The 23482-nt window shown below is 39.5% G+C and carries 23 protein-coding genes and 1 tRNA gene; 2 read left to right on the top strand and 22 right to left on the bottom strand.

Features of this window, described 5'->3' with window-relative positions:
• Positions 1–182: 182 nt before the first annotated feature.
• From SP60_RS08300 to metG, 4 genes are all read right to left on the bottom strand, one after another.
• Positions 183–365 carry a helix-turn-helix transcriptional regulator gene (locus tag SP60_RS08300; protein ID WP_082319668.1) on the bottom strand — a complete coding sequence of 61 codons (183 nt, stop codon included), beginning with the start codon at positions 363–365 and terminating at the stop codon, positions 183–185.
• A 199-nt stretch (positions 366–564) separates the two neighbouring features.
• The gene (locus SP60_RS07715) at positions 565–1755 is read right to left on the bottom strand and encodes a tyrosine-type recombinase/integrase (RefSeq protein ID WP_053952076.1); all 1191 of its coding nucleotides are present in this window, start codon (positions 1753–1755) and stop codon (positions 565–567) included.
• 161 nt (positions 1756–1916) lie between these two features.
• A tRNA-Ser gene (locus SP60_RS07710) sits at positions 1917–2004 on the bottom strand.
• Positions 2005–2280: 276 nt separating this feature from the next.
• Positions 2281–4284 carry a methionine--tRNA ligase gene (gene metG / locus SP60_RS07705; protein WP_053952075.1) on the bottom strand — a complete coding sequence of 668 codons (2004 nt, stop codon included), beginning with the start codon at positions 4282–4284 and terminating at the stop codon, positions 2281–2283.
• An 84-nt stretch (positions 4285–4368) separates the two neighbouring features.
• On the opposite strand from metG, the gene apbC reads away from it, so the two are divergent.
• Both apbC and SP60_RS07695 read left to right on the top strand, forming a co-directional pair.
• A complete protein-coding gene (gene apbC / locus SP60_RS07700; RefSeq protein ID WP_053952074.1) occupies positions 4369–5451 on the top strand; it encodes an iron-sulfur cluster carrier protein ApbC in 1083 nt (360 codons plus the stop codon).
• Positions 5452–5535: 84 nt separating this feature from the next.
• Positions 5536–5958 carry a hypothetical protein gene (locus SP60_RS07695; protein WP_053952073.1) on the top strand — a complete coding sequence of 141 codons (423 nt, stop codon included), beginning with the start codon at positions 5536–5538 and terminating at the stop codon, positions 5956–5958.
• 135 nt (positions 5959–6093) lie between these two features.
• Here SP60_RS07695 and fdx read toward each other — a convergent pair whose 3' ends face one another.
• The 18 genes from fdx to SP60_RS07605 all read right to left on the bottom strand — a co-directional run bounded on the left by fdx (position 6094) and on the right by SP60_RS07605 (position 23378).
• The gene (fdx, locus tag SP60_RS07690) at positions 6094–6432 is read right to left on the bottom strand and encodes an ISC system 2Fe-2S type ferredoxin (protein WP_053952072.1); all 339 of its coding nucleotides are present in this window, start codon (positions 6430–6432) and stop codon (positions 6094–6096) included.
• Positions 6433–6458: 26 nt separating this feature from the next.
• Positions 6459–8303, bottom strand: coding sequence for a Fe-S protein assembly chaperone HscA (hscA, locus tag SP60_RS07685; protein WP_053952071.1), 1845 nt, complete (start codon positions 8301–8303; stop codon positions 6459–6461).
• A 12-nt stretch (positions 8304–8315) separates the two neighbouring features.
• On the bottom strand, positions 8316–8831 hold the full coding sequence (gene hscB, locus SP60_RS07680; protein ID WP_053952070.1) for a Fe-S protein assembly co-chaperone HscB: 516 nt from the start codon (positions 8829–8831) through the stop codon (positions 8316–8318).
• Between the two features lie 15 nt (positions 8832–8846).
• Positions 8847–9170 (bottom strand): iron-sulfur cluster assembly protein IscA, encoded by a 324-nt coding sequence (gene iscA / locus SP60_RS07675; protein WP_053952069.1) that lies wholly within the window; start codon positions 9168–9170, stop codon positions 8847–8849.
• Positions 9171–9176: 6 nt separating this feature from the next.
• A complete protein-coding gene (gene iscU / locus SP60_RS07670) occupies positions 9177–9554 on the bottom strand; it encodes a Fe-S cluster assembly scaffold IscU (protein ID WP_053952068.1) in 378 nt (125 codons plus the stop codon).
• Positions 9555–9630: 76 nt separating this feature from the next.
• The gene (locus tag SP60_RS07665; RefSeq protein WP_053952067.1) at positions 9631–10845 is read right to left on the bottom strand and encodes an IscS subfamily cysteine desulfurase; all 1215 of its coding nucleotides are present in this window, start codon (positions 10843–10845) and stop codon (positions 9631–9633) included.
• Positions 10846–10849: 4 nt separating this feature from the next.
• Positions 10850–11269 carry an Rrf2 family transcriptional regulator gene (locus SP60_RS07660; protein ID WP_053952066.1) on the bottom strand — a complete coding sequence of 140 codons (420 nt, stop codon included), beginning with the start codon at positions 11267–11269 and terminating at the stop codon, positions 10850–10852.
• Between the two features lie 88 nt (positions 11270–11357).
• A complete protein-coding gene (gene cysE, locus SP60_RS07655; RefSeq protein WP_053952065.1) occupies positions 11358–12056 on the bottom strand; it encodes a serine O-acetyltransferase in 699 nt (232 codons plus the stop codon).
• Between the two features lie 62 nt (positions 12057–12118).
• Positions 12119–12964, bottom strand: a complete 846-nt coding sequence (locus SP60_RS07650) for a lysophospholipid acyltransferase family protein (RefSeq protein WP_053952064.1) — start codon at positions 12962–12964, stop codon at positions 12119–12121.
• The gene (locus SP60_RS07645) at positions 12957–13694 is read right to left on the bottom strand and encodes a tRNA 2-thiocytidine biosynthesis TtcA family protein (protein WP_053952063.1); all 738 of its coding nucleotides are present in this window, start codon (positions 13692–13694) and stop codon (positions 12957–12959) included. Before SP60_RS07645 ends, SP60_RS07650 begins: the two co-directional genes overlap by 8 nt.
• Positions 13676–15421 (bottom strand): M61 family metallopeptidase, encoded by a 1746-nt coding sequence (locus SP60_RS07640; protein ID WP_053952062.1) that lies wholly within the window; start codon positions 15419–15421, stop codon positions 13676–13678. The genes SP60_RS07645 and SP60_RS07640 overlap by 19 nt, the downstream gene beginning before the upstream one ends.
• Positions 15421–16713 carry a TolC family protein gene (locus SP60_RS07635; protein ID WP_053952061.1) on the bottom strand — a complete coding sequence of 431 codons (1293 nt, stop codon included), beginning with the start codon at positions 16711–16713 and terminating at the stop codon, positions 15421–15423. The genes SP60_RS07640 and SP60_RS07635 overlap by 1 nt, the downstream gene beginning before the upstream one ends.
• Positions 16710–17231: a shikimate kinase gene (locus SP60_RS07630; protein WP_053952060.1), complete on the bottom strand. Its 522-nt coding sequence runs from the start codon at positions 17229–17231 to the stop codon at positions 16710–16712. Before SP60_RS07630 ends, SP60_RS07635 begins: the two co-directional genes overlap by 4 nt.
• A gap of 6 nt (positions 17232–17237) precedes the next feature.
• Positions 17238–17429 carry a zinc-finger domain-containing protein gene (locus tag SP60_RS07625; RefSeq protein ID WP_053952059.1) on the bottom strand — a complete coding sequence of 64 codons (192 nt, stop codon included), beginning with the start codon at positions 17427–17429 and terminating at the stop codon, positions 17238–17240.
• Positions 17426–18358 carry a branched-chain amino acid transaminase gene (locus tag SP60_RS07620; protein WP_053952058.1) on the bottom strand — a complete coding sequence of 311 codons (933 nt, stop codon included), beginning with the start codon at positions 18356–18358 and terminating at the stop codon, positions 17426–17428. The genes SP60_RS07625 and SP60_RS07620 overlap by 4 nt, the downstream gene beginning before the upstream one ends.
• A 2-nt stretch (positions 18359–18360) precedes the next feature.
• Positions 18361–19584 (bottom strand): aspartate kinase, encoded by a 1224-nt coding sequence (locus SP60_RS07615; RefSeq protein ID WP_053952057.1) that lies wholly within the window; start codon positions 19582–19584, stop codon positions 18361–18363.
• Between the two features lie 103 nt (positions 19585–19687).
• Positions 19688–20365: a transposase gene (locus tag SP60_RS07610; RefSeq protein ID WP_053952056.1), complete on the bottom strand. Its 678-nt coding sequence runs from the start codon at positions 20363–20365 to the stop codon at positions 19688–19690.
• 130 nt (positions 20366–20495) lie between these two features.
• Positions 20496–23378: an efflux RND transporter permease subunit gene (locus SP60_RS07605; RefSeq protein WP_053952055.1), complete on the bottom strand. Its 2883-nt coding sequence runs from the start codon at positions 23376–23378 to the stop codon at positions 20496–20498.
• Positions 23379–23482 lie beyond the last annotated feature (104 nt).

Genomic DNA, 23482 nt, shown 5'->3' with positions numbered 1-23482 from the left:
GCATCCAAGACTCTGTTTAATTACTGCGCCTCACTTCGTTCGTTGCTTGGTTTTACAAACCTTCTTTTAAAGAGAATAGATACTATTAAATACCCAACGTTCATCGTTATACGAATTGTGTTGTTGTAATGGTAAGAGTGTCATCTGAGCAAGAAGCGTGGTGTAAAAAGCGCACCTACTTTTTAACGGTTTTGTATTCGCTTTTCTAGATACTCATGCACCTCTCTCAAAAGCCACCCTGAAGAGCGTTCAGAAAGTTTAATTGGCTTTGGAAATTTGTCTTCTGCTGCAAGACGATAGATTGTTGACCCGCTAAATGTGGTCCTTCTTTTTACTTCATCCAACTTGATTATTGTGTTCGACATTTTTGCTCCTTTTTCTATGAGATTTCACAGGTTTTCCTATGAACTTAAGAGCGATAATAAAGCCTTACAGAGATTGATGCAACAAGGTTTTTTGCGTATTTATAGTGGTGATTTTAAAAGTGTAAACCATACGATACAAAGTGTAAATATAGTTGTATGTTTTTGTCTATATTGACCTTATTATTATCATGTCTATATTTTATTGAGATTTTAATTTATCAAGATAATTCGCCCATTCTGACATCATTTTTACCCTTTCACTTAGATACTCAGCATAGTTGTATGCTGCTCGAACTTTGTTTTTTTCAGCATGGGATAATTGTCTTTCAATAATGTCAGATTTATACCCTAATTCATTCAATTGGGTGCTTGCCATATGTCTAAACCCATGAGGGGTAAACTCTTCTTTACTAATACCAAGACCTCTTAGCGCGGCACGTAAAGCGGTGGTTGTAATAGGTTGGCTCTTGCTTTTTGGAGATGGAAACAAAAATTTACTGTTGGTCTTAATAGTTTGCAATTCTCTGATTATTGAAACAACCTGTTCACTCATAGGGACAAGGTGCTCAACCTTCATTTTCATCCGTTGTGCGTCAATCCTTATAAGACTATTGTCGAAATCAATTTCATCCCAAGTTAACCCTGTCAATTCTCCAGGTCTTAAAAACAAATAAGGTGCTAACTTTAATGCAGTTTCAACTTGATGTGTCCCTTGGTGACAATCAATCATCTTTAGCAATCTTGAAATATCTTTTGGTTTTGTCATTGTTGAATAATGACTCTTCTTTTTAGGTGTAAAAATATCATTAGGAATATCCCTAACAGGGTCTACATCTGACATGCCTATCCCAACCGAATATCTAAACACCCTGCTCGCTATGCTTCTTACTTTTGACAAAGTATCAAGTACACCCTTGTCGTCCATCCTTTTCAGAAGGGTAATCATCTCTTGTGGTGTAATGTCACGAACTAGTTTTGAGCCAATAAATGGTAATAGATAATTAGAAGCCCTCTCTATAACATCTTGTGCGTAAGCAGGACTCCAACTATTACTTTGAAGGTTGTGCCATTCAAAAAACACATCTTTAAAAGTTACCCCTACAGAAGTGGATTTATTTTTATTTTTCCCTTTGACGTCTTTTGGGTTTACGCCCCTATCCAATAACTTTTTATCATCTAACAACTCTTCTCTTGCTGAGCGTAAGGACATCGATTTATTGTCGTAGTGACCAATAACTCTCATTGTTGATTTATTGTTAAAACTATATCGATGTATCCAAGACTTTGTGCCGCTTGTGGCAACCTCAAGGTAAAGACCGTCTTTATCTAATTTTCGATAAACTTTATCTTTAGATTTAAATTTTTGAATTTGAGTTTCGGTTAATGACATATGAGTAGAAAATACAATAATAATAAAATCTACCCATGATTCTACTCATATAATGATAGGATGTCAAAGTTCTTTATAGGAGGTTATAAAGATTAAATGCCTTATATCACCCTATACAACAATGTTTATAATAGGTTATGACTTTTGATAAAAGGTGAATTTGGTGGAGAGAGAGGGATTCGAACCCTCGGTACGTTACCGTACACCCGCTTTCCAAGCGAGCAAATTAAACCGCTCTGACATCTCTCCAATATAAATCAAACGGTCTAAATATTTTCTTTTCCAGGAAAGATTTCCAAGCGAGCAACACAACCGCTCTGACACTTCTCCAGAAAGAAGTATTTTACGTTAATATCACCTTAAAACTACCCATTTAAAGAATTTGCTAAATTTTATAGGCGTTAATAACTTTTGATTAAAAAGTGCTTAAAAATAGCCTATTTTTAAGCTTAAATAGGTGTTTGCACACCCGTTTAAGCTGTATTTTGTCATAAATTCAGGATATTTTGAAAATTTGCTAAATTTTTAGCTGATTTTCATCCCTGCTTTTGCGCCAGAATCAGGGGATAAAATGTGTAGCGTTTTACCGTCACCCGCTGCCAGCACCATACCTTCAGAAAGGCCGAATTTCATTTGTCTTGGCGCTAGATTAGCCACCATAACGGTTAAACGACCCTCTAAATCCTCAGGTTTATAGTGCGCTTTAATGCCGGCAAAAACGTTACGAGTATTTTCTTCACCAATATCAAGGGTGAGTTGTAATAATTTGTCAGCACCTTCAACATGCTCGGCCTTTACAATCTTGGCGATGCGTAAATCTATTTTCGTAAAATCATCAATGCTAATCATGCTGTCGTCCTCTTCTTGTTCTGACTCTTGTTGTATGGTTGTTTGTTTTGAAGCTTCAATCACGGCATTAATTTGTTCATCTTCGATGCGTGACATGAGCGGCTTAAATTTGTTAATTTGGTGCTTGGTAAGCGGATGTTTAAGATCTGCCCAATTAAGCGTGTCGATATTTAAAAAATCTTCAGCTTGTTTGGCCATCTCTGGCAACACCGGCTTAAGATAAGTCATGAGTACACGAAATAAATTAAGCGCTAGCGAGGTGACGTCGTGCACCTGTGCCTCACTACCTTCTTCTTTAATTAGCTGCCAAGGTTTGTGTTCATCAATATATTGATTGGCCTTATCAGCGAGTTTCATAATCTCACGCATGGCTTGATTGTAATTGCGTGCTTCATAAAGTTTGGCGATGTCTTCACCCTTGTCAACAAACTCATTATAAAGTTCTGGTTCGATGGCGTAGGCAGACAAAGTTTTGTCAAACTTTTTGACGATAAACCCTGAACAGCGAGAAGCGATATTAACCACTTTTCCAACCAAATCTGAATTAACCCTTTGTTTAAAATCTTGCAAATTCAGATCAATATCGTCAATTTTGCTCGAGAGTTTGTAGGCGTAATAGTAGCGCAAACATTCCGGATTAAGGCTGTCTAAATAGGCTCTAGCTTGGATAAAGGTGCCACGCGATTTACTCATTTTTTGGCCATTAACAGTTAAAAATCCGTGTGCATAAATCGCCGTTGGCGTGCGGTAGTCAGATCCCATAAGGGTCGCTGGCCAAAAGAGTGCATGGAAATAGATAATATCTTTACCAATGAAATGATACAACTCAGTTTTAGAATCTTTACTGAAATATTCATCAAAATCTAAGCCTTTTTCATTACACAGTTTTTTAAAGCTAGCCATGTAGCCAATTGGTGCATCCAGCCACACATAAAAGTATTTATTCTCTACACCCGGAATTTGAAAGCCAAAGTATGGTGCATCGCGAGAAATATCCCACTGCTGCAAGCCTTGCTCAAACCACTCAGCGAGTTTATTACTAATCTCAACTTGTAAGTGCCCTGCTTCTGTCCAAGCTTTGAGTTGGTCTTCAAACTGCGGTAAATCAAAGAAATAGTGTTCAGAATCTTTGGTAATAGGCGTTGCGCCTGAAACAGCTGATTTAGCGTTAATGAGTTCTGTAGGTGAATAAGTTGCACCACACACCTCGCAATTGTCACCGTATTGATCTTTGGCGCCACACTTTGGGCATTCTCCACGGATAAAGCGATCAGGTAAAAACATTTGTTTTTCAGGGTCGAATGCTTGGGAAATGGTGCGGGTTTTGATAAAACCCTTATCGTTAAGCTTGTTATAAATATCAGCTGAAATTTCTCTATTTTCCTCACTATGGGTTGAATGATATTGGCTAAAACCAATAAAGAATTCTTTAAAATCAGCCTGATGGCGCTCACTCACCCCTTTAATCAACTCTTCTGGAGTAATGCCAAGTTCGTTGGCTTTCAGCATAATTGGGGTGCCGTGTGCGTCATCAGCACAGACATAATGGCACTCGTTACCCATCATTTTTTGAAAACGCACCCAAATATCAGTTTGGATGTATTCAAGCAAATGTCCTAAGTGGATTTCGCCATTGGCATAAGGCAGTGCAGACGTGACTAAAATTTTTCTTGAGCTCATAAGATAGGCTTGTTAATATTAAGGTTGAGTGATATCGTTATACGATAAAATAGCATCATTTTACTGAAATACAGGCGCAAGAATATGGCAGATTTAACGGTTGACAACATTAACAATATTTTAAGTAGTGTTGTCGATAAATACACTGAGCAAGATATTGTCTCTTCAAATTCAATTAATAATATTGATATTAATGGTGATAAAGTTGAAATCACGATTGAACTCAACTACCCAGCTAAAGGCTATCATGATGAGCTAAGCAAGCAAATAACGGACGCTTTAACTGCTAACGGCATTAATAATGCCAGTGTTAATATTGAAACCAAAATTGTGAAGTATTCAACCCAAAAAGGAGTTGAGATTCTATCAGAAGTTAAGAATATTATTGCTGTTGCCTCAGGCAAGGGTGGCGTTGGAAAATCAACGACTTCGGTAAACTTGGCACTTGCCCTTCAAGCAGAAGGTGCAAAAGTTGCAATTTTAGATGCGGATATTTATGGCCCTTCTCAGCCAAGAATGCTTGGTGTTAGTAAGCTTAAGCCTGATACGTCTGCAGAGGGTAAATTACTACCAATCTTAGGTCATGGTATGCAGAGCATGTCAATTGGCTATCTGGTTGATGAAGACAATCCGATGATCTGGCGTGGCCCTATGGTAACGCAAGCTTTAGAGCAAATGCTGCGTGATACATTATGGCGCGGTGTTGACTACATGATTATCGACCTGCCACCTGGCACTGGCGATACACAGTTGACATTATCGCAAAAAATCCCAGTTAGTGGCTCTGTGATTGTTACCACTCCACAAGACATTGCCCTGCTAGATGCTAAAAAAGGTCTAAAAATGTTTGAAAAAGTTAACATTCCAATTTTAGGTATTGTTGAAAATATGTCATTACACATCTGCTCTAAGTGTGGCCATGAAGAAGCTATCTTTGGTGTTGGTGGTGGCGAGTCAATGGCTAAAGAAGCGGATGTTAATTTCCTGGGTGCACTACCACTAGAAATGGACATTAGAACCGATGTAGACGAAGGCACACCAACAGTTGCTAAAAATCCAGATGGTAGAGTGGCTGAAATCTATAAAGAAATTGCTAGAAATGTAAGCGCCAAGCTTACTCAACAAGATCGTGCAATGAGCTCATTCCCAAGTATTACAATCGAATAGTGGCTATTTACCCTATTGATAAAATCATCAATAGGGTTTAAAAATCATTAAACTAGAAAGCCTTAATTAGGCTTTTTTTTTCGTATGGACTATTTTCAAAAATTTAAAGGTCGTTTTGTTGGCATTATGCAACTAGATGATTGTGACCAATTACTACAAACACTGATTAGCACACCAAATGATTGGTTTGTTTATGACACGCTACAGCCAATGCCAAGCAAATGCTTAGATGCAGATGATTTTGTTAAGAAGGTTAAACAAATAAAATCTATTATCGATGACGAACACGATGAGCGCTACTGCGGTATTGTGTATGCTGATGATGTTAAAAACCCAACTTTTGTCAAAATATTCCACCCAAAGAATTTGGGCAAAACTTGCGGTAGCAGCGAAAACCCACCAATGCCGCAATGGATAATTTCTAAAGAAAAACCAATGGACGTGGTGGCTGAGTTTGGCTCAAAAGAAGAGTCTGAAGGCTTTATTTCTAAATACCTAAAGTTTTAAAAAATCAATCTCTCTTTAGACGAGAGATTTTGTTATTGTGTGAGGCAGATTTAAAAAAGACGATTGAGCATAGATGATACTATGCGATTGAGTATTTCTTTAAATCTGACAAAACACAGTACAAAAAACCAAAGTTTAGTGGTTTTCACTGACTTGGTTAATGGTGTACTTTGGAATCTCTACTACCAGATCCGTATCGCTCACAACTGACTGACAAGATAGACGTGAGTCTGGGTCTAGACCCCAGGCCTTATCAAGCATATCATCTTCTGTTTCATCGGATTCAGCTAATGAGTCAAAGCCTTCGCGCACATAAATATGGCACGTTGTACAGGCGTTTGACATTTCACAGGCGTGCTCAATTTCAACATCATTTGCCAACATAGCATTACACACAGTTTCGCCCGATTTTGCTTCAATAACAACACCCTCTGGGCAAAGTTCGTGATGAGGTAAGATGATAATTTGTGGCATGTTATTTTCCTGGTTTTTGTGACAGTTTAAAATTCATCGACGTTGTGACCTTGCATGGCTTTCATGACTGAAGCGTTCATACGCATCTCCACAAAGCCGGCGCATGTTTTTTCAAGATGATCTATTTTATTTTGAATGACTTTTTCTTCAGTGTGACTGACCACTGCTTCCAGCTCGGACCTGGCCTGCATAATGTCATCAAACATTTGTTGATCAATCATATCTTTATCTTTAGCAAGTGCTGAGTCAATCGCCTCAAGCGTCCTATTGGCATCTACTTGCGTTTCATGTAGCTGTCTAGCTTCAATATCTGATTTAGCAAATAAAATAGAGTCTTTAAGCATTTGCTCCATTTGTCCATCTGAAAGCCCATATGACGGCTTAATAACCACCTGCGCCTTAACGCCAGATACTTGCTCTGATGCACTTACTGACAACAAACCATCTGCATCTACTTGAAATTCAACACGAATGCGCGCATTGCCAGCTACCATCGGCGGAATACCTGTTAAGTCAAAGCGTCCCAACGAACGACAATCCTTAACCAGCTCTCGCTCACCTTGTAGGACATGAATACTCATGGCGCTCTGCCCATCTTTAAAGGTGGTAAATTCTTGCGCACGAGTAATGGGAATAGTGGTGTTTCTATGCACCACTTTTTCAACCAAACCACCCATGGTTTCCAAGCCTAATGAAAGAGGTAAAACATCTAATAGCAACATCTCATCAGCTGATTTGTTACCGGCCAATATATTTGCCTGGATTGCAGCGCCTTTGGCAACTACCTCATCAGGATTAATAGAGCATAATACGGGCTTGTTAAACAAGTCTGTGACCATCGACCTAACCTGGGGCATGCGCGTAGAGCCGCCAACCATAATCACATCTTTAACCGCGCTCATCTCAACCTGCGCATCTCGAAGCGCACGCTTAACTAATAACAATGTACGTTTAATAAGTTTGCTTGAAAGCTTATCAAACTTTTCTCGAGTAATTTTGTACGGCGTTTCAATACAATCAAACTCAGCAAAATCTTGAGTACTTAAAGTTTCTTTAGCGACGCGAGCAAATTGCTTAATTTTTTGCATTTGAGTTGGTGTTAGCTCACTCACCCCCATTTTTTCAACGCAATCATCAATAATAAGCTGATCAAAATCATCGCCACCTAAAGTGGAGTCTCCTCCTGTTGCCAAGACTTTAAATACGCCTTTGCTAAAGCTCAAAATAGAGATATCAAACGTGCCACCACCCAAATCATAAATCGCATGTACGCCTTCTTCACCAGACTCTAGTCCATACGCCACAGCGGCGGCAGTAGGCTCATTCAGTAAGCGTAAGGTATTAAGACCTGCTAAGGTAGCGGCGTCCTTGGTCGCCTGGCGCTGAGCGTCGTTAAAATAAGCAGGCACTGTAATCACAGCGCCAACCAAATCACCGCCTAAAGATTTTTCAGCTCTTTCTTTTAATGAGCTGAGAATGGTGCTGGAGATTTCAACTGCAGACAAATCACCCATGGCAGTATGAAACAAAACGTTGTTGCCATTTTCAACCAACTGATAAGGGCAATTTTTAAAGTTACTAACCTCTTTAAAGCCTAGCCCCATAAAGCGCTTAACCGAAACAATGGTATTGGTTGGATCTGTCTTTGCATAAGGACAAGCATCACAACCAACAGTGAGCTTATTGTCTTTGCCACAATGCACCACTGATGGCAAAATTGATTGATTATTTTCATCTGTTAGAATCGTGCTCTGACCACTCATGACCGAGGCAACGAGTGAGTTAGTTGTGCCTAAATCTATGCCAATGGCTAGTTTATGTTGGTGAGGTGCGCTGGCTTGACCAGGCTCAGATATTTGTAATAATGCCATGATTGCTATTGGTTAAATCCACTCGTCCATGAGTTGTTTTGCTTGTAGATTAAGCTGTTCATAAAACTTAAGCTCTCTAACCAAATTTTTGATTGTTTGAGTTTGATTGTTTGCATTAAAAGCTTGGGTAATATGCTCAATATTAAGCTTTATTTTACCCGTCACTTGATCAATAAACTCGTCTAACGCCAACTCGTCTTGATGAGATTCGATCGATTCTAAAGCCTCTCTTAACTCAATTTGAGCCAGCAGAAACTCCATATCCATTTGCGTGTCTTTTTCATCAAAAGCGTTAACACCCTCAAGCTCTAAAAGATATGTAGCACGCAATAAAGCTGACTTTAAAGTGTCATAAGCTGTGTTAATTAACGAAGTATTTTGCAGTGCAAGAGATTTTTCTTGATCGCTATGTGTGGCAAATTTATCCGGATGAAATTTAGAAACTTGTTGCTGATAAGCGGACTCAAGCAGCGTTAAATCGACATTAAAATTCGGTGTTAATGAAAATAACTCGAAATAATTTTGCATAGAGGGTGCTTGTGTTTATACGGTAAAGGATTCGCCACAGCCACATTCAGCCTTAGCATTGGGATTGTTAAACTCAAAGCCTTCGTTAAGCCCTTCTTTGACATAATCCACTTCAGTGCCATCAAGATAGATCAAGCTTTTAGCATCAATAATAACTTGCACGCCGTTATCTTCAAACACCGTGTCATCACCATTGGTGCCGTCAACAAATTCCATGTTGTAGCCCAATCCAGAACACCCTGTTGTTTGCACACTCAAACGTATGCCAATACCAGAGCCTCGATTCGTCAAGAAATCAACAACGCGTTTAGCAGCGGTGTCAGTTAAGGTGATGGACATATTAAATTATGCTTTGCTTTTAATATCGTTAATTGCTGCTTTAATTGCATCTTCAGCAAGCACTGAACAATGCACTTTAACCGGCGGCAATGCCAACTCTTCAGCCAAATCTGTGTTTTTGATTGCAGCCGCTTCATCCAATGTTTTGCCTTTTACCCATTCGGTTAATAGCGAACTTGAAGCAATAGCTGAGCCACAGCCATAAGTTTTAAACTTAGCTTCTTCAATAATACCGTCATCATTGACTTGAATTTGCAAACGCATCACATCACCACAAGCAGGTGCACCCACCATACCTGTACCAACATTCTTAGCGTCTTTATCTAAAACACCAACGTTACGTGGATTTTCATAGTGATCCATTACCTTTTCGCCGTATGCCATGTTATTTCTCCTTGTTCTTATTATTAGTTATTCTAACCCTTTTAAGCAAGACTAACCCTTAGTTATTTTATGTAATTTAGTGCGCTGCCCACTCAACTTTACTAATATCAATGCCTTCTTTAAACATATCCCAAAGCGGCGATAAGTCGCGTAATTTTTGCACTTTGTCGCGTACCAGATCAATAGCCTTGTCAACATCTTGCTCGGTGGTATAACGACCAATCGTAAATCTAATTGAAGAGTGTGCCAATTCATCGGACAAGCCTAATGCTCGTAATACATAAGACGGCTCTAGGCTTGATGATGTACAAGCTGATCCTGAAGAAACAGCAATATCACTAATAGCCATCATTAGCGATTCACCCTCTACATAGTTAAAGCTGATATTAAGATTACCTGGAATACGTGATTCCATATCGCCATTAATAACCACCTCTTCCATGCCGTCAAAGCCTGCAAGTAAGCGATCACGCAAAGCCCTAATTTTTATATTTTCACTCGCCATTTCTGCCTTGGCAATGGCAAATGCCTCTCCCATACCGACAATTTGGTGTGTCGCGAGTGTGCCTGAGCGCATACCACGCTCATGTCCGCCACCGTGCATTTGTGCCTCTAGTCGAATACGAGGTTTGCGCTGAACATAAAGTGCGCCCATACCTTTAGGGCCATAGATTTTGTGAGCAGAAAAACTCATTAAATCAACCGGTAATTCGCTTAAATTAATATCAACTTTACCCGCTGATTGGGCAGCATCTACATGAAAGAATATTTTATTTTCACGACATAAATTACCAATCGCTTCAATATCTTGAATGACACCAATTTCATTATTAACATGCATGATCGATACCAAAATCGTATCTTCACGCATGGCAGCTTTTAAAACATTAATATCTAGCAAGCCGTTTGGCATTGGATCAAGGTAATCTACTTCATAGCCTTCACGCTCAAGCTGTCGACAAGTGTCAAGCACTGCTTTATGCTCAGTTTTCAGAGTGATAATGTGTTTGCCTTTTTTATGATAAAAATGCGCAATACCTTTAATCGCCAAGTTGTTTGACTCGGTTGCACCCGAAGTCCATACAATTTCTTTGCTATCAGCGCCAATTAAATCAGCCACTTGTTGTCTGGCTTTTTTAACTGCTTCGTCTGCTTTCCAACCGTAATAATGAGAGTTAGATGCTGGATTACCAAAATCACCATCCATAGTTAAATGCTTCATCATTTCCTCTGCAACACGCTTATCGACTGGCGTTGTTGCTGAATAATCCATATAAGTAGGAGTTGACATAGTTTTATAATCCTTTGGTTAAGTTATGATCGTCAATCACCATTTGCAGGGTTTTGCCGTTCAAGAAAGTTCTAATTTGTTCACTAACTTCACACCATAATTGGTGAGAGATACATTGACGTCCATTGTGGCAAGAGCCCATACCTTTGCAGCGACGCAGGTCAATATTTTCATCGACTGCTTCAATAATTTGAGTTAAGTTAATGTCTTTGGCCGCAGCATCTAGCAAATATCCACCACCGGGTCCACGCACACTTTTGACCAATTCCGCACGACGCAGTTTGGCAAAAAGCTGCTCCAAATACGACAAAGAAATGTTTTGTCGCTGGGAAATAATATCCAAAGTAATGGGCTTGCCCGTATCATTAGATGCTAAATCCAACATAGCAGTTACTGCGTAACGACCTTTTGTGGTTAATTGCATATCGACCTCTTGTAAAAAAATAAACAGACGCTCATTATACGCTTAACCTAGTCTTTTAGTCAAGTAAAAAACCTTTGATAGTGAATGGTTATTTGCTTTCGATTTCTAAGCCGTTTACTGAGCTATCTTTTTTCTCTTTTATGTTTAACTCTTTAGACACTTTGTGCAATTGAGAATCAACATCATGCAAGTGCTTTAAGATCGAATTAATCGCCTTAACAGTTGGATCGTCTTCGCTACCACCCACTGCGTAAGAATCAAAATGATCAGATTTGACCGTTTTTTCTTTAAGTACACGCCCTGGCACGCCAACCACAGTTTTTTCTGCTTCGATTGATTTTACAACCACCGAATTAGAGCCGACTCTAACGTTGTCGCCCAAAGTAATTGGACCCAAAATTTTAGCCCCTGCACCAATCACAACATTGTTACCTAAAGTTGGGTGGCGCTTACCTTTTTGCCAAGTAGTTCCGCCCAAAGTGACGCCATGATACAAAGTAACATCGTCGCCAATTTCAGCTGTTTCGCCAATCACCACACCCATGCCGTGATCGATAAAAAAACGCCTGCCAATGGTAGCACCTGGATGAATTTCAATGCCGGTAAACCAACGCGATAACATCGCAATAAAGCGAGCCAACCATTTTAGTTTTAATAGCCACAAACGATGCGTTAAACGATAAAACAACATCGCTTGAACCCCAGAATAACAGGTAATTACCTCAAAGGTATTTCGAGCTGCTGGGTCGCGATTAAAAACGCTTTGAATATCTTCTATAAATCTCATGGCAAAATTATATCATAAATTACTAATAAACTTAATCACTCAATAATCGTTATAAACACCACTTACGACGAATAATCAACTACGGATTTAAAGCGCTTGTAATTCCACAAATACTGCTCAGGCTGAGTTTTGACTAAATCTTCTATAACTTGATTCATTAAAGCTACATCTGCTTCAATTGAGCCTTGTTCAGAAAGAATATCAACTGGTTGAAGATTAAGCTCATAGCCTTTTCCTTTAGGTAGTCTGAATGCCCAAGTGAGTAGGACTTTGGCATTATTTTTTCGGGCTAACTTAACTAACAGCGTCATACTTCTTGCATTTGTGCCAAAAAATGGCGCTAACACACTCCCCTCTTCACCTGGATCTTGGTCTGGCAAGATGCCAATTAACTCTTTGTTTTTAATAGCACGCTGCAATTTAATGACGCCTTTTTTATCCGCACTCGCCATTGTCAAACCTTGCTTTTGTCTGTTTTTAATGAGTAGCGCTTCTTGCTTAGCCTTTCTAAGTGGCTTGTACAAAAAGGTAATAGGTGTATCAATTGATAACACTCTGCCCGTAATTTCCCAACAGCCAAAATGAGGCACCAATAAAATAATTGGCTGATCGCTGTTAAGATGCTCAGACCCATTAGTTTTTGTAATATGCTTGGCATTATCCTTAAAACTTCCTAACCAAATAAAACCAGACTCACTCAAACCTTTACCGGTTTCTATTAAAGATTTTTTAATTAAATCTTGCTGTTCAGATTTGGCCAAATTAGGAAAACAAGTTTGAATATTTTTATGCACAATTTTTTTAGAATCGCTATCACTCATGTATAAATAATAGCCAATCAACGAGCCGATCAAGTGATTTAATCTCAATGGCATCATAGCAAAAAATTTTAGAATAAAGTTAATCATTTACTTCATCCAGCATCGGCTTCATAGAACTCAGTAAATTCTTGTATAAATTCGGGGTACGCTTTTCTTCTGTCAATAACCACTGCTTAAAATGATCACGCTCAGTCGGCATAGTAAAACACGCTGGACAAGAATCAGCAATCACGGGTAAATTGCTAGATGCGGCAAAATCGGCTAATTGGCGCTCACGCACATACACCATAGGGCGAATAATACGCAGATCTTTAGCGTCATTAATATAGTGCGCTTTCATGGTTTGAATCTTGCCATTGTGGCACATGCTCATCATCAAACTCTCGCTTAAATCATCCAAATGCTGGCCCAACGCTAAAACATTGTATCCCTCGCGTCTAGCAACTTTATACATGAGTCCACGCTTAATACGGGCACAAAATGAGCAATAAGAGTCACCCTTCATGCTTTCTTTAGCCTGCTCTAGAATGGGAAATTCTTCAAAAAAATAAGGGGTATCAAATTGTTTAAAAAAAACCTCAAGCGCTTGTGGCTCAAAACCTTCAACTTGGGGATCAATGGTCACTACACCCAGATCAAATTTAATGGGAGCGTGACGCTGAAAATGCCTGAGCAGGTGAAACAAACTGAGTGAATCCTTGCCACCAGAAACCGCCAATAAAATCTTATCACCGGATTTAATCATACCAAAATCACTAATAGCACGCCCCACAGGCTTCACCAATAATTTGGGCAGAACTACTCTTGGTAAAACCATTGTCTTTGCTGTTGGGTAATTTGTTCATCAAGCTTATCTTTTGCATTAAGCTTGCAAAATGTTGGTGTAATCTTCCCAATTAAAACTGGAATTTCTAACAACAACTCATCGCGTAATACGCCAATTTTGATCACTTCACCAAATTTCTGTTTATTAATTTCAGCAATCAATTCCTTGTCTTTAAGTTGCTGACAATTAACACTGACAATCTTATCCCCCGCATACAAGCCTGCATGCTGTGCACTGGAGTCGGCAAACACTTGGATTATTTGGCTAAATTCACCCTTAGTTTTAATTGTTAGCCCGAAATCAGACAAATCATCTAAGTGCTTAACAAACTGACATTCAACCCCCACATAGTCAAAGCTTGCCTGTAAAGGAAGCTCTTTAACGCCATATAAATAATCCTCAAAAAATTCAGAAAAATCAGTATCAGTGATTTGAGCAACAATTGTTTGAATGGTGTTATTTTCTAGGCCGCATGCTTGATAATTCTCCCAAGCATTTCGCAATACATCGTCTAAAGACTTTGTATTGCCAGTTTGTTGTCGAATTTGCATATCTAGAACAAAAGCCAATAGTGCACCCTTGGTGTAATAGCTAACAATGGCATTTGGCGCATTTTCATCTTGTTGATAAAACTTAGTCCAAGCATCATAACTAGACTGCGCTAATGACTGAGTTAGGCGGCCTTTTGATTTTTGCACTCGAGTAATGGTTTGCGCAAATAAATCTAAATACTGCTCAGGGGTTAGTAGTTTGGTTCGAAGTAGTGATAATTCATCATAATACGAAGTAAACCCTTCAAAAATCCAAAGCTGTTCAGTGTAATTTTCTCGACTTAAATCAAGCTCGAAAAAGCTCGCAGGCTTAATGGTTTTAACCCACCAAGCATGAAAATACTCATGCGAACAAAGTGCCAAAAAACGAGTATAGTCTTTATTGATATCGACTAGTTTAGGAGTGGGCAACTCTTTTCTAGAACAAATAAGACTGGTTGAGTTTTTATGCTCTAAACCGCCATAACCCTTGGTTTTAACCAATGTTAAAAATAAGTAATCATCAAATGGTGTATCGTTATTAAAAAATCCAACATGATGATTGCAAATGGTTTTTAAATCTTGTTTAAGGCGTGCAATATCAGTATTATGTACGCCAGTTATTGCCATCTGATGCTCAACCCCTGCCACTTGAAAATCAAACAAAGTAAAATCTGCCATCTCAACTGGATGATCAACTAAGTCTTGATAGTTAGGCGCCTCAAAATTTAATTCAGCCACCTTTTTAAGCCCCGTTGCACACGACCACTCACCCAAAGTTTGGGAGCTTTGAGCAGGAACAATACATAATTCACACTTTTCAGCTTCAAAACCAAGTGGCAGTAAAAATACACTAGTGCCATTAAAAAATGCTCGCTCATTGGTTAGATAAGCACTGCGCACAGATAAGTCAAAAGCGTACACCTCATAACTCAGTGTAATCTCATCACTACACGGGCTTGTGATCCAATGATTTTTATCAAGCTTTTTAATGGGTATCAACTGTCCAGCACCATGCGCCTGAATGCTGACAATATTTTTGGCAAAATCTCGTACCAAATAGCTACCAGGAATCCAGCTTGGCAATGAAAACACCTGGCCTAAGGGGTTAGGGTTTTGTAGTATTAGCTCAACCTCAAACACATGGGCGTGTAGGTTTTTAGGGGTGATTTTGTATTTAATCGCCATTACAAGAGTTGATCAATAGCCGCTTGAAATTCAAGCACAGACTTTTGATAGCTAAGCGCTGCTTGCGCATAATTCGAGCGCACCTCTTGAACATTGTTTTGTGCAGAAATCACAAAACTAACCGGCGAATTACCCAATTCATAACGACGCTTCTCTTCCTGCGCTCTTGATTTGGCAATTTCAATTCGAGCTTGATATGAAGACAAAAGCTTAGCTAAATGCGCAACTTTTTTCTCAAGAACGCTGGCTTTAACCGTCAGCTTTAAGAGTAATTCAGCCGCATTCTCTTTAGATTTCATAAGCTCTATTTGGGTTTTTTCTAAAGCAGATTTTGCTTTTGTATTGCCCAATGGGTAACTTAACCCTAGCCCTACATTCCAAATATCATCGGTATCATAACCAGCACCTAGCTTTAAATCTAGCTGCAATTGAGTGTTGTTTTTATCACTATTTAATTGCCTAATAAGTACTGCCTGCTCAAGTTTAGCTGTTTGCATTTCAGTGGTATACATCTTCAGGTGCTTGGGCAAATCATCCACATTAGAGTGATACAATTGATATAAATCATAATCGCTCATCATAGATTTAGCTGGCATGTCAAGAGTGATAGCAAGCTCTTGTTTTAATAAGTCCAGGTCTTGTTCCGCTTGCAGGTGCTGCTGATAAGCACGCTGATAAGCATCTTTTTGCAATAAAACATCAACTTTATCAACCACTGATTGGGCGAATTTATCTTTGACTAATTTTAATTCTTGGTCTGCCAATTTAAGCCGACTAGCTGCTAAAGAAAGCTGTTGCTGAGCATTGCTTAAATCAAGCAATTTAAACAATTGAGACAAGACAAATGCCTCTTCACTTTGTTTAAGCTTGAGACTATTAATTTCAGTTTTAATCCTCAACAAATCACTAGAAAGTCGATCGTTAATACCACCAAAACCTTTTAACAAAGGCTGTGTGTAATTAACCAAAAATTGATCACTCGTGGTAGCGTTAGTCCAAGTATTAGTAATAGAGACATCCGCACCCGTGTCTACCAAATTGTGCGTCGCACTGATACTACCACTAGAAATTTGATTATTAAGTTGGTTTTTAGAATCTAGCGAACTACCCAGCACCCAATCTTGATTCGCCGTACTAGCTGTGTAATTAAGCTGCGAGACTTGCTGATCAAGCCCTTGTTGAGTGAAAAATGGATGTGTGCTTGTTAAGCGTTCAACAAACTCAGATTGTGTCATTGCTAATGCATTGCTAGTGCACAATAAAATGATACTAAAGCTGAGTATTTTATTCATTGAGGAATGGATTTTTTAATCTCGTTAATGATAGCGTATAGTTTTTTGCCGGTGGTGTCAATCACCACATCGGCCACCTCTTGATACAATGGTTCGCGAACCTCGAGTATATCTCGAATAGTTTGCTCACGATTGGTTGATTTTTCTAATAAAGGTCGGGATTTTGATCTGGCGGTGCGCATGACTAATTGCTCAACACTCGAGGCCAAATACACCACAAAACTGTTGTTTTTTAGTAGCGCTCTATTTTCAGCTTTAATAACAATACCGCCGCCCGTTGCAATAACAATATTAGAAATATCGCAAAGCTCACTTAGCATACTCGTTTCGCGCTGACGAAAACCTTCTTCACCTTCTACGTCAAAAATATGATCAATAGAGACGCCGGTACGCGCAACAATTTCAAAGTCTGAATCAAAAAAATCACGCTTAAGTACACAAGCTAGGCGACGGCCAACAGAGGTCTTGCCCGAACCCATCGGCCCAACCAAAACAATATTAGCTATCTTATTAATCATGATAAATTAGCCTAATTCGTAGCTAGCGCCGCAATACGGGCACATGCCCTTGCCTTTTTCATCAAATTGAATAAACACCTTAGGGTGCATATTCCACTTTTGCGCATCTTTTGGCGGGCAATGAAATGGTAAATTTTTGGCTTCTACCGTAGAGTAGCTAACATGCTTTTGCTGAAAACCATCTACTGGTGAATTCATTCGCACAAACCTTTAGCAATCCAAGATTGGTACTGATCGTTGCGACCGTAAACACAATCAAAATACAATTTTTGTAAAATTTCTGTCACTGGACCACGCGTGCCATTGCCAATTGTGCGATTATCAAGCTCGCGAATAGGGGTTACCTCCGCAGCAGTACCCGTAAAGAAAGCCTCATCGGCGCAATACACTTCATCACGAGTGATGCGTTTTTCTACAACCTTGTAGCCTAAATCAGTGGCCAATTTAAAAATTGTATCACGAGTAATGCCAGCCAAAGCAGAGGTGAGGTCTGGCGTGTAAATAACACCATCACGCACGATAAAGAAGTTCTCACCACTACCTTCTGCTACAAAACCATCCACATCTAACAATAATGCTTCATCGTAACCATCTGTTAGCGCTTCTTGAAGTGCCAACATTGAATTAATGTAGTTACCGTTAGCTTTGGCTTTAGTCATGGCAATATTAACGTGATGACGCGTGTAGCTTGAAGTTTTGATACGAATACCATTCTTCATATTATCTTCACCCAAATACGAACCCCATTCCCATGCGGCAATAATCGTATGAACTTTCAAGCCATCAGCACGAAGCCCCATGCCTTCTGAGCCATAAAAACACATTGGACGAATATAGGCACTATCCAAGTTATTCTTAGCAACCGCATCTTTTTGCGCTTGATTAATTTCTTCTTTAGAAAAACCAATATCCATATTCATAATTTTGGCTGAATTGAACAAGCGATCTGTATGCTCTTCAAGTCGAAAAATCGCTGGACCAGTAGCAGTTTCATAGGCACGAACACCTTCAAACACGCCCATACCGTAATGCAACGTGTGCGTTAGCACGTGAACCTTAGCCTCACGCCAATCTACCCACTCACCATCAAACCAAATTAAACCATCTCTGTCGTCAAATCCTGGCATTTTTACTCCTTATCCATTTCAAACGCACTGTGCAATGAGCGCACAGCTAGTTCTAAATATTTTTCATCAATCACCACTGAAATCTTAATCTCACTAGTAGAAATCATCTGAATGTTAATTCCTTCATGATGCAGCACTTCAAACATTTGCGAAGCAATACCCGCATGTGAACGCATACCAAGCCCTACTAACGACACTTTAACAACTTTGTCGTCACTTTGCACGCCAATAGCGCCCAGCTCTTCACAAACTGTTTCTAAAATACTTAGCGCTTTGGCAAAATCATTACGATGCACGGTAAAAGCAAAGTTAGTCAGCCCTTCACGAGCAGATACACTTTGTACAATCATATCAACTTCAATGTTCGCACTACTAATCGCTTTGAGAATTTTAAAGGCAATACCAGGCTTATCCGGAACGCCAATTAAACTTAATTTTGCTTCATCTTTATTATGCGCAATGCCTGAAATAACCGCTTGTTCCACAATATTTTCCTCACTGGTAATTAACGTGCCAACTGGATTGTCAATCAATGATGACAACACCCTTAAAGGTACTTTGTATTTTGATGCAAACTCAACAGAGCGAATTTGCAAAACTTTAGAGCCAAGTGATGCCATCTCCAGCATCTCCTCATAACTCACTGATTTCATTTTTCGAGCATTTGGCTCAATACGTGGATCGGTAGTATAAACCCCGTCCACATCCGTATAAATCTGGCATTCATCCGCTTTAAGCGCTGCGGCCAATGCCACGGCTGTGGTATCTGAGCCACCTCTACCTAAAGTAGTAATATGACCCTGCTCATCAATCCCTTGAAAACCAGCAACCACAACCACCTTACCCGCATCTAAACTCGCGTGAATGCGGTGATCATCGATCGATTTAATACGCGCCTTACCATGCTCTGAGTCCGTCACAATACGTACTTGAGAGCCCAGATAACTAATTGCATCACAACCCAGTTGCTGAAGCGCCATAGATAGTAATGAAATAGTGACTTGCTCACCTGTGGTCAGTAGCATATCCATTTCACGAAGGGATGGCACGGTCTGGATCTCTTGCGCCAAAGCGGTCATTCGATTAGTCTCACCGCTCATCGCAGAAACACTCACTACCAGCTGATCGCCGCCATCTGCAAATGTTTTAATTTTTTGCGCAACTGCTTGAATTCGCTCAACCGAACCAACCGATGTTCCACCATATTTTTGTACAATTAACGCCATTAAACTATCTATAAATCAATATTCTAAGAATTATACCTTTATCCACTTTTTCTAAATTTTTTTTTACTATAGATAAAACGTCATAGGCAAGACCTATGACGTTTTATTCAAAAACTTTATCCAAATCAACATCTTTAATAACCAACCCTTTGTTTTCACCAAATATTTTAGATGTATTTTTAGCAAACTTTTTATACTCATCAATCGAGCCTATTTCACTAACAACACTCCTGATCTCTTCTTTATTACAAATCGAATTACCAAGCTCCTCATCTAGATACTCAAAAATACTGGACTTTACCAAACTAGATTTAAGATTGATACGATGGTGAATGTAATTTAAGTTTACATAAACTGACAATACCGGCAAACCAAACTCACCGTCAATCATATTAGCTTTAAATTTTCCCTGAAACAATGAACCTGATCTTTTATATTTTTGATTGAAATACATCGTGTAACTAGTTCCTAGCTTTTGCATAAACCTAGAAATACCATCTTCTGATTCTTGCTTTAATACCAAGTGAAAATGATTTGGCAACAAGCAATAAGAAATTATTGAAACCAAATTTTTATACTTTTTATCTACAACTACCTCACCTGATTTTCTGTATCTTTTAGAATTGAATTTTAAATCTGTTACAACCATATTTAGATCTACCAATCTTTGAAAGAAATATTCCAAATCATCTTGCGACTCAAAAATGGTTCGCCTATCCACTCCCCGATTAAATACATGGTAGTACTCACCCTCTATAAAATTAATTTTTCTAATTGACATATTTAGATAATACCACGTTTCCGTCATAGGCAAGGCCTATGACGAATTTATCCAACGCAAAAAAAAGACCTGTGTAATACAGGCCTTTTAAATGGAAAACGTCATAGGCCTTGCCTATGACGGACTCTATTTATTTCTTGTCACCAAATACATACTTAGGCTTAAAGATATAAACCAATAATGGAATTATGGTTAGTGCAATCACCACATCAATAATCAGCGCCTCAGAGATAAATATACCGAGTGCCCAAGTGTTAGCCAGCTGAGTCATTAGCAGTGGAATGAAACTTGCTAGTAACACCACAATAGATGCAAATACCGCAGCACCTGTTGTTTCTAGCGTGTTTCTTAATGATTCGACCCATTGGCCACCCGTAGCTTGCATTTCTTCACGTAAGCGCGAGATCATATAAATACCGTAGTCGACACCCAAGCCCATTGCAATTGATAATGACACTAGCGTTGCAAAGTGCAAATTACCTGACCAATTCTCAACACTGGTGAAGTATGCGCCTAAGCCGTACTGACCAAATAGCGTTACTAACAAAGTTGAGGTTAAAATTGCAGCGATTAGTGGCGAGCCAAAAATAAGCGCAGCAATGATGAAAATTGCCAATGCAGTTATCAATGGTGACTTAATGTATTCAACTTCAGCCACGTCATGCGTTGCTTCTGTTGCACCCAAGAAACCACCCACAGCGATCGTATCTGTGCCGCTGTCCTCGATCTGAACCGTCTTACCACTTTCTGGCATATGCACAACATCACCAGATTTAAAGCCCCAAGTAACCAAATCAAACCCTGGCTCGTCCTTATTATCAACAAACCACTGCTGAATATCTTTAACTGTTTGATGCGTCTTAACCGGGTCCATAGTATTAACAAAACCCATAATCACACCTTCGTTCCAGCCTTTAGCCACAAACGAATCGAGATCACCTGCATTGGTATTTGCCTCAAGCAGTCCGTTAAAGCCTGTAACAATTTCATTCGCATCTGGCACCCATTCAGGATCTTCAGCATCGCCATACACATCCATATTTTTAGCAATGAATTCTGCATTTGGCACATGGAAATACTTAAGATCTGGCTCTTGACCTTCTGGTGTCATCATCAGCATATTTACAATTTTTAAGAACTGAATGTACGAACCAGTAAAGCCAATATTCGGATGCGAACGCATCCAGTCTTCGGTTTTCTCAATCGCTGCCATCACCTCGGCATTGTTAAACGCACCTTGTGGCGCATCTTCATCTTCATCCCAACACGGTGTTCCTGGCGCTTGCGAACCATCATACGAACACGCTGGCAACATTGGGAAATTCTCAACCTTACCCTTAATAGGAATGTTCACCGAAATCACACCTGGCATTACTTCACCCAAACGGCGCAAGTCAATATTCGCATCTGAATCGTATTTAAACGCAGCACGTGAATAGTTAATACCCACTTCAACACCCGGCATTGGGCTATCAACTGTTGGCTCAAATACTTTAGTTTGCACCGCACTCCACGCTACTAGTGCCACAACCATGCCAATTGGGATAATTTTCATCTTGCCCATAATGACGCTGGTTAAGGTTTTAGCCATGCCTTTTTCAAACTTAGAGGCCTCAACCATTGACGCATCAACTTGTGTGTTTTTACCTGGGAACATTGCCATTAAGATCGGCGCAATGGTGGTGGTGGTAATTAGAATTGTCATCATCCCGAACATACCAAAATAGGCATAAGCTTTGTAGAATGAAATATCTACAAATGACAAGGTAAAGAAACCCACCATGTCAGTTACAATCGCCAAGGTTGCTGGCACAATCGTAGTAGCAATCGCGCGCTCTGCAGCACTCATTGGCAATATACCGTTAGTATGTAATTCACTCTGATAACGCCTAACTACTTGCACGGCGTGTCCCGTACCAATCGCTAACAGTAACATTGGTGTAAGTACCATCATTGTGGTTAGCTTATAAGCGGTAAAGCCCATTAAACCCAAAGTGATAATAATCGTAGCCACTACACCAATCAGTGGGAATACCGAACCTCTCCAGCCCTTATTTAGGTACCAAAGCATCGCCACAACAATCAAGAATGAAATCGCAAACAACCACCATTTTTGCACTAAGTCATACAACATGAAGGCCAAGAAATACGGTTCACCCGCAATGCGTACCTCTACTCTGTCGCCATGCTCAGCTTTAATAGCGTCAACCAAATTAATGGTTGATGTTACCCATGGCAGGTAATCAGATTTTACTGTGTCTGCGTAGTCACCCACAATAAAGAATCCCTTAGCTTTACAAGTTTCATCATCATACCAACCGTCTTGTGCAAACTCACAACGCGTGCCGTCTTTAGCTTGTTTTAGCATTAGCATTGGTGCTAATACTGGGTTGGTTTCAATACCTTTTTTAAGATGCGCCAGCTGCGTATCAGCCACTTGTTTGTCTGTGATGTTTATACCTGCAACTGGGATTAGTCTTTCAAACTTCAGTCCGCCATCTTCAGACGTGCCCATGTACTTAATCTTTTGCGCAGCAATATCCATAAAGTTGTTGCCACGTGAGTGCTTAAGCGCCACCATATCGTTATGGGCTTTTTGCACCATGTTAACAAACCATGGCTGATACACATCTGCACTATCTTCCCATGCGCCGCCAGCTGCTTCACAAATGGTCTGTGTCATCTTCACAGGGGCTGATTCGTTAATTCTTAAGCCTGTTTCAGGGTCAAAATTAATAATCTCATCAGCGTCAGAATACGGATCATTACCACCAACACAATCTTTTAAAACAAATCCCACCACCATAATATTACCAAAGCCAAACTTCTGCTCACCATAAGCATTGGTAGCAACGTAGCGATTGGTTTCAGGCAATAGCGTATCTGGGTCATTACGAATATCTAGATCTTGAATAAAATAACCCATGAACAAAGTAAAAAATGCCATTAAGGCCAATATTAGCTTACGATTGGCAATTGCGAATGCGGCGTATCTTTTTGCAAAATTATTCATGTTTTATCTCTCCTAGAGGATATATTGTTTGTTTAAAATTTAAAAACAAAAGCTAAAAATGCTTTTGGTTTTAGATCTTTAAAATAGTTTGTTTATGACTATAT

The organism is Candidatus Thioglobus autotrophicus (assembly GCF_001293165.1).
GTDB lineage: Bacteria > Pseudomonadota > Gammaproteobacteria > PS1 > Pseudothioglobaceae > Thioglobus_A > Thioglobus_A autotrophicus.
The sequence above is the reverse complement of the archived record's forward strand: the minus strand, read 5'-3'. Positions and strand labels throughout refer to the sequence as shown.